We start from the raw sequence: 8,096 nt of genomic DNA, 5'->3' as shown, positions 1-8,096 counted from the left end.
TCCTTGGAGGCCTAGCTCTTTATTAAATTCGTCCAAGTTTTGGGACGCAGTTCATACAATCTGTCGGCTTTTGTTATGAGAAGTAAAACTACTACGCGCTAGGCCTAGTGATTGGAGTCTTGTTGCTCCTCAAAGACATCTTCATCAGCCTCTTCTTCGTCAAGTTTAAGAGGACGGAAGCTAGCGGTATCGCCACCAACGTAGTCTGCAACAGTAGCTGCGTTTTCAACGCGCTCCTTGTGCAGCGCTTCTGCAAAGATATCTTCGTCTTCCTCAATCTCTGCAATACGCTCTTTCATAGGAGCCTCAACAAGTGGCATAGAACCCGTCTGAGCTGCGTCATCAAGCGTGATACGAGTAAGCTTCTGCCCGCGCTTAACCTTGGAGAACAGAGGAACGTATTCAAAGACAATGTTGGAGTTCTCAAGACCATACCAGCGAGCAGGAGATCCGCAGATGCGACGAATAAAGTACTTGAGCTCAAGGCAACGAGCGTCAAAACCGTTGATGTCAGTCTCTGGAGCTAGTACCTTACGCAGCAGACAGAATCTAAAGTCACCAATTTCGGAGTGCTCCTTGTAGATGGAATACTTGTGATTCTGTGGAGCAAGCTGATTGTTCTTAATCAGGTCACCAACAATCTGATACAGATAGGTGTTAATACGCTGGTTTACCCTAAAGCCAAGACGCAGGGTAATCTTGAACAGGAAGTCTGTACCAAAGTCATTGACGATAAACTCACGGGTATTTGGATCGTCTGTCAGCGAGATGTTAATAAAGTAGTAGGCCTTAGCACGCTTTGGACGCTTATCCAAGATGGAATAGAGGATGTCTCGATCCAGCTTGTCAAATGAAGAGTCATTGGTCAAGAAGACCAGGTTATCAGCGAGGGTTGTATAATCTGCATCGTGGCTCAAGCTACGGAGCTGGTCAATGTATTTATCTACGGGGAGATAAACGCTCTGCGTCCTCTCAACAGCGGTACCGCGCCGCCAGACAAACATGACAACAAAGATTGCGGTAGCCATAAGAACGGTAAAGTAGCCGCCGTGGAAGAACTTGGTAAGGCTTGAGAAGAAGAACATAGCCTCGATAGCACCAAAGAAAAGAATGAATGGAATGGCCGCCCATAGGCGCTTTCTGATAACAGCCAGGTAGGTGTAGAGCAAGATTGAGGTCATGAGCATGGTAACGGTAATTGCAAGACCGTACGCTGCTTCCATGTGCTCAGAGCTCTGGAAGAGAAGTACAACGCCAATGCAACCAACCCACATGATGTTGTTTACAAGTGGAATGTAAATCTGGCCCTTAGTTGTGGAGGGGTAGTTGATCTTGATATGAGGCATAAGGTCAAGCTTAATAGCCTCAGAGACAATGGAGTAAGAGCCGGTAATCAGTGCCTGAGAGGCAATAATTGCAGCAAGCGCAGAGAGAATAACGGCAAATGGTCTAAGCTGACCAGGAAGCATTTCAAAGAAAGGATTGAGGTCTTTGATAGTATTTAGCACGGTGTTATTGTGGTTGGTAATGAGCCATGCGCCTTGTCCAAGATAGTTCAGAATCAAGCAGACCTTAACAAAAGGCCAGCTTACGTAAATGTTGCTCTTGCCAACGTGACCCATGTCAGAATAAAGTGCCTCTGCACCAGTGGTACAAAGGAAGACACTGCCTAAAACCATGAGGCCAGCTGCATTGAGCTTGCCATCAAAGAGGAACAGAATGCCGCGGACTGGGTTAAGAGCTCGAACAACGCTAATGTCAGCAAACATGTTCATAACACCCATGGCACCCAAGAACAAGAACCAAAGCGTCATGACAGGGCCAAAGGCCTTACCAATGGTAGAAGTACCTGCCTTCTGTAAGGCAAAGAGGGTGCAGAGGATGATGATGGTAATCATGACAACAATGTGCTGATTATCACCAATAATAGCATGAGCTGCAGGAATAGTACGCAAACCCTCAATAGCGGTGGTTACCGTAACAGCTGGGGTTAAAATACCGTCAGCAAGAAGAGCTGCGCCACCAATCATGGCAGGAATAATCAGCCATTTGGCGCACTTTTTAACCAAACTGTAGAGCGCAAAGATTCCGCCCTCATTGTGGTTGTCTGCCTTCATTGCAACCATGACGTATTTAACGGTTGTAATGAGTGTTAGCGTCCAGATAATGAGGGACAGAGCACCCAAAACAACATCGGTGCTCATGGTAAGAAGTCCACCATTACCAGCGATAATTGCCTTCATGGTGTACATTGGAGAAGTGCCAATGTCACCGTAGACGATGCCAAGGGTAACAAGTACCATGCCAGCACTTAGAGGAATGCCAGTTGATTTCTTGGCTTTGTTCTTAGAGAAAAGCGCATGAAATGCAGCTTTACTTGTATTCATCTATTAATCCTCTCAACAGATGATTAGTACAGTTCGTCATCATATGTTAGTCCATATACCTAGTTATAACTAGACGAATGTACAAACGTACTTATTTTGTCTGCAAGCGGAAAAATTTACTCATTTTCCCGCGGTTTTCTCGAGATTTTATATGCATGATGGATCTTCTGATTTCTTGAGAAGTCCTCCGGAATAGTTTCACTTGTTATGTCTTCAATGTCGACGCCAGCTCGCTGGATTTTCTCGACATCTGGCTTAAAGGTACGCAGGTTACATGAGAAAATGGCAACGCCGCCGCGAGTCAGAAGACGAGAAATGCCAATGATAAGCTCAGTGTGATCTCTCTGGACATCAAACGAGCTCTGCCTCATGCGCGATGAGTTGGAGAAGGTGGGGACGTCGCAGAAGATGACGTTCCAGCGGTTTTTGGTGTGACGCATCTCGGTAATCCAAGACAGGACGTCTGCCTGGACAAACTCGTGTTCCTCGCCGTCAAAGCCGTTACGCTTCATGTTGCGCTTGGCCCACTCAAGCGAAGGCTTGGAGAGGTCAACGGTTGTGGAGTGAAGTGCACCACCATCTGCTGCGTAGCAGGTAGCGGTACCTGTGTAGGCAAAGAGATTGAGGAAGCTCTTAGCTGCGCCGGCACTCTTCATGAGCTCGCGAATCTCTGCGCGCGTATCGCGGTGGTCTAGGAAGATTCCACAGTCCAGTCTGGATGCAAAGTTGACCTCAAAGAGTAGGCCGCCCTCATCGATGAGCAGCATTTCTTTTCTTGAGTTGTCGGTTGCACTGCCCTCATCAGAGTACTGAGAGCCACCCTTTGCACGCGTTCTTGTTCGTAGATTTACGTTTGAGCTGGGTACGTCTAGAATGCGAGGAGCCAAAGCTAAGACGTCTAGGAGGCGGCGCTTTGCAAGGTCTGGATCAATCTCTTTAGAAGCGGCGTACTCAGAGATTTGCAGCCAGGTAGTTGGCTTTGTGGCGCCCTTGTAGATGTCAATGCTGACAGCATAATCGGGCAGGTCAGCGTCGTATACGCGGTAGCACGAGACATCGTTTTTACGAGCCCACTTAGCGCGCTGCTTGGCCACCTTAGCAAGGCGTGCAACAAACTGATCTGATGCAGGAACCAGTACGCTTACCGGCTGGTCGTTAACCATGACAGTGGGACCTGCAGGAATCGAGGTTGACTCAGAGTTGCTTGCAGGTGCAGTGGCATCAGCTTCGCCGCCACCTGCTTCCTCAACGACTGCGGCAGGGTAGCAGCGCATGGTGGCAATGGAGTTGCCCACGTAGACAGAAAGTGTCTGCGATGGAGTTGCTCTGAGTACCGTATCAGTATTTGTATCGCTGGTAAGAAGCGTACTTGCCTGACCAGCAAAAAGTCCAAGTGTGGCGTAAGCAGAGCCTTGAAGTGTAGGCTCTTCCTTGGTCCATGAGAGGTCGGCAACAATGCCCGTGAAGTGCTCCGCGTGCTCGAGGAGCTCAGATGCAGGTAAGAACTGCACGTCTGCCTTGAGACCACCTGCGCGAAGCGTATAGAGCACGGCCTCCTTAGCCTTTGGGCGAGGATCTGCTGCATAGAGCGTGACCTGGCGCTCTTGGCCCTTCTCGGCACGTTCATCGGCCTCGGCAAGTAAATCCTGCCAAGCATCGTCGTCGTGGCCAGCCCAACCCGTCATGCCCCAGCGAGCGCGCAGAATGCCCGGTGCCACGTCCAGCGCCATGCCCGCTGCCTCCTGTGCAAGCGCGCCTGCTCCCGGGAACAGCAGCGCCGGCAGCGGCGCGTCTGGCGAGAAACCCGGTGCGCTCGCAGCAGTTTGCGCCTGCAGGTACAGAAGGGCAGCAGCGTAGTCCAGCCTGAGCGGCGCAAACTCACGTGCCGGCCCTCGACCGCCAGTCAGACTGCGCTTAAAGAGCGCTTCACCAGCAAGGTCAATGCCAACTGTGGCGCGGTTGCGTGAGACGCGCACGACAATAGTTACGTCAGGTGCAAGCGTGTTGACCATAGGACGGCTTCCGCGCTTTGCTGCAAGTCGGTCTACAATTGCGTCTTTTGTTCTGACAGCAATGAAGTTGGTGTTTCTGAGCTGGTCATTTGTGCCGTGAGCGCTGACTGCAATGGTGGCATGCGGACCAATATGGTCTTCCCAAGCAATGTGGGAGAGGTCTTCGTAGAGAGCGTCTGAAGTTGCGGCGCCAACGCGATCAAGTACCAAAATGACGCGAGACGTGAGGCGAGACCATAAACAGACGCGGTAAGCATCGGCCAATGAGCCGTAAAACGCAACCTGTCCGCCAAGAGGGCGCACCTTTTTGATGCGCAGGCCATCAAGCTCCTGCGCAAGAAGCTTCTCAAAGCCCTTTGGACATGTTGCAAAGAACTCAAGTTCTTGAGACATCGGGACACCTTTCGCCCGTAGGAATTGAATACATACTGACGTAACATTTTCCCATGTTTTTCTCGCCAAATGGGTGGGGAGAAGAAAATACATCAAGAACTCGTGGGTCGATCTCCGACAAGAACCCGTGGGCGCTCGGCTGTGCGTGACTTCGAGCAGCGCGCCCGCAGAACGCACCACCCTCCACTCACCGAAGAGCGGAAGTTCATACATAATGTCCCAAATCATCTGTTATTTTTCGCTTAAAATACGCGTAGTATCTTTTATTAAGAAATACAGAGAGCTGTTTGAGGTTTGGGAGTCATTATGGATGCAAAAGTTATGGAAGCATTTGAGTCCTGGCGTGCAAACGTCACCGAAGAAGACCTGGTAGAAGAGCTCGGTGAGCTTGCTAAACCAGAAGCAGAAGATAAGCTCTACGACGCATTTTATCGTTCGCTTGCTTTTGGTACTGCTGGTTTGCGCGGCACCATTGGCGTGGGCACTAATCGCATGAACGTCTACGTTGTTGCTCAGGCAACCCAGGGTCTTGCGGATTATCTCAACGCTCACTACCAGAATCCTACCGTGGCTCTTGCAAGGGATTCTCGCCTTAAGGGCGAGGACTTCCAGAAGGTTGCAGCCGGTGTTTTGGCAGCTAATGGAATCCGTGTATATGTCTACCCACGTATTGAGCCTGTTCCAACGCTCTCATTTGCCGTCCGCTACCTCAAGACTTCCGCAGGTATCGTGCTTACTGCAAGCCACAACCCTGCGCCTTACAACGGCTATAAGGTATACAACGATAACGGTGGTCAGATAACTGACGAGGCTGCAGCAGAGATTTCTGCAAATATCGCACGCGTCAATCCTTTTGACGTCAAGCCTATGGACTTTGAAGAGGGCTTGGAGAAGGGCCTGATTGTCTGGACGCCAGAAGAGGTTCTGGACAACTTTATTGAGGCTATCAAGCGCGTTTCTATTCCAGGATTTAAGGCTGCCGACGGCTACAAGGTTGTATACACGCCGCTCAATGGTACAGGCATGGAGTGTGTCACGCGCATTCTCAAGGAGATTGGCGTCAATGACGTTGACGTTGTTCCAGAGCAGGCAGAGCCAGACGGAAACTTCCCCACATGCTCCTATCCAAATCCAGAGTTTCGTGAGGCACTTGAGCTGGGCCTCAAGCTTGCTGACAAGGTAAAGCCAAATCTCCTGGTTGCAACTGACCCAGATGCAGACCGTATGGGTACTGCAATCCCTCATAACGGCGATTACGTGCTGCTTTCCGGCAACGAGATGGGTGTCCTGCTTATGGACTGGCTTCTTACCATGGCTGAAGAACGTGGCGAGAAACCCCAGGATAAGGTAGCTGTTTCCACCATCGTATCTTCTGCTATGCCCGACGTTTTGGCACGTGCTCGCGGCTTTGAGATGCGCCGCGTTCTCACGGGCTTCAAGTACATTGGCGACCAAATTGACCAGCTCAAGGATGCTGGTGAGGAGGATCGCTTCCTCATGGGCTTTGAGGAGTCCTACGGCTATCTTGTTGGTACACATGCTCGCGATAAGGACGCTATTGTTGCCACCATGCTCTGCGTTGAAATGGCTTCTTGGTACGCCGCTCGCAACATGGACCTCTACGAGGCAATGGATGCCCTGTACCAGCGCTATGGCTACTACCTCAATGGCGTTGTCAACGCTGCTTACCCAGGTGCCGAGGGCGCTGCAAAGATGGCTCAGATTATGAGCAGTCTTCGTAAGAATCCACTGGAAATGGTGGGCAACTACAAGGTTGTTGGTGTAACTGACTACGCTGAGTGCGCAGAAATGCCTCGCGTTTCGGGCCTTCAGAAAGAGGCTCCTCAGACGCTGCCAGCTTCTAACGTTATTGAGTACAGGCTTGAGGGAGATAACAAGGTCATCTTCCGCCCATCAGGTACCGAGCCTAAGGTCAAGGCCTATCTCTTTGCCAACGGCAAAACTCGCGAGGAGGCCGAGGCACGCATCGCCGAGCTTATCGAGGCCGCACAGAAGGTTCTTTCATAGTTCGCCTTTACCTTTAAAACGTTTTTCTACGCAATTCTTTGGCGAGAAACCCGTCCAGCCCAGCATTCACCTTTTGTGGATGCTGGGTTTTTACTCCGCGGCCTTTACCGTCACGGTGTACAGAGCATTTGCAGCGCTGGCAATAGTTTCTGCCGCCCATGGACGTGCGCTTACCTCAGGGGACAGAGGGTCGTGGACATTTACGGTGCCGTCATCGTTCTTGCTGGTTACCAAAATCCAGTGATCGCCATCAGAGCTCAGCTTGTTACCCTTAACCTCAACAAGCAGGAAGGTTTCAGCATCTAGAAGCGTGGTGATATTGTCGGCAGAAATGTTATAGCTATCAGCGGTAAGACCAAGGTTAGCTAAGTTCTTCTCGAGAAATGATCTGTTCATTCCAGAGTCGGTGTCGCTTGCTTTAGCGGTTTCAACAGCGCCCGCAATATCTGCTGGAGTCCAGTTGTTCTTTCCGGTAAGGCCCATGTATGCCATAGAAAGGGCAGTTGGACCAGAGCCCTTGGTGGCAATTACAGAACCAGCATATGAGACGCCGCCCCACCTGGAGTCCCAGGTATAAAGCTGTGGAGCTGTGCCTTTGGTGATTGAATCGTCGTAGGTTTTGGCTTTGCCGTCAGAATCGGGATAGTTTGCAACAAAATCAATAGCCTCAGGGTGGGCAAGTGCCAGTTCAATGAGGCTTTTATCGCTGTATTTATCAGCGTGTTCTGCAATCCAGGCAAGGTTTTTGTTCTGATCTAGCTTGGCTGCCAGAGCTTTAGTCAGTTCCTCTGAAGTTCCCACAGCAACACGAGAATCAACGGAGTTGGCCTCTACTTCTGGAGTAGATTCTTTAGCGCAACCGCGCACGCAGCTCGACACAATAAAGATCAGTAAAAGTGCTGCAATAACCGCTAGACCAATGACAATATAGGTTCTCGTACGAGAATCAATGCGATGTAGTAGAGACTGTCTCTTAAAAAGAATGGCCTGCGAACCAAGGGTATTTCTCTTGCGACGTCTTGCCTGCCTATCAGAAAAACCGCCATCACGAGAAGGGCGGCCATTTTGTGGAGGGCGGCGACGCATTGCAGAATCTCCGTAGGAGCCTTGTCTTCTATCAGGTGAATCATTCAGGGGCATGGCGGCCTCCAAGCCGTAAAAATAGTTTCACTCATGATGAATCATACGGCGAGAAGTGCATAAATACTTTTAGAAAACGGTGAATGCAATATTCCGACCGACGAGCGGGTTATTTGCACCGTTTAGCGGTTTGGCA

Annotated in this window: 4 protein-coding genes; 1 reads left to right on the top strand and 3 read right to left on the bottom strand. The window is 50.4% G+C overall.

Annotated features, from left to right (window positions below; all coding sequences use genetic code 11):
• Nucleotides 1–104: 104 nt before the first annotated feature.
• Together RWJ96_RS05190 and rlmKL are read right to left on the bottom strand one after the other, a co-directional pair.
• Nucleotides 105–2,387, bottom strand: coding sequence for a KUP/HAK/KT family potassium transporter (locus tag RWJ96_RS05190; protein WP_035434728.1), 2,283 nt, complete (start codon nt 2,385–2,387; stop codon nt 105–107).
• Nucleotides 2,388–2,503: 116 nt separating this feature from the next.
• Nucleotides 2,504–4,792 carry a bifunctional 23S rRNA (guanine(2069)-N(7))-methyltransferase RlmK/23S rRNA (guanine(2445)-N(2))-methyltransferase RlmL gene (rlmKL, locus tag RWJ96_RS05185; RefSeq protein ID WP_314019307.1) on the bottom strand — a complete coding sequence of 763 codons (2,289 nt, stop codon included), beginning with the start codon at nt 4,790–4,792 and terminating at the stop codon, nt 2,504–2,506.
• A 306-nt stretch (nt 4,793–5,098) separates the two neighbouring features.
• Between rlmKL and RWJ96_RS05180 the strand changes: the two genes are divergently transcribed.
• Nucleotides 5,099–6,820, top strand: a complete 1,722-nt coding sequence (locus RWJ96_RS05180) for a phospho-sugar mutase (RefSeq protein WP_314019306.1) — start codon at nt 5,099–5,101, stop codon at nt 6,818–6,820.
• Nucleotides 6,821–6,910: 90 nt separating this feature from the next.
• Here the strand turns inward: RWJ96_RS05180 and RWJ96_RS05175 are convergent, their stop codons facing one another.
• Entirely contained in the window at nt 6,911–7,960 is a 1,050-nt protein-coding gene (locus RWJ96_RS05175; protein ID WP_314019305.1) for a papain-like cysteine protease family protein, read from the bottom strand.
• Between the last annotated feature and the right edge of the window lie 136 nt (nt 7,961–8,096).

Source organism: Lancefieldella parvula, from assembly GCF_963547875.1.
In the GTDB taxonomy this organism is placed as follows: Bacteria; Actinomycetota; Coriobacteriia; order Coriobacteriales; family Atopobiaceae; genus Lancefieldella; species Lancefieldella parvula_D.
Note: the sequence above shows the minus strand (reverse complement) of the source record. Positions and strands in the feature narration are given on the sequence as shown.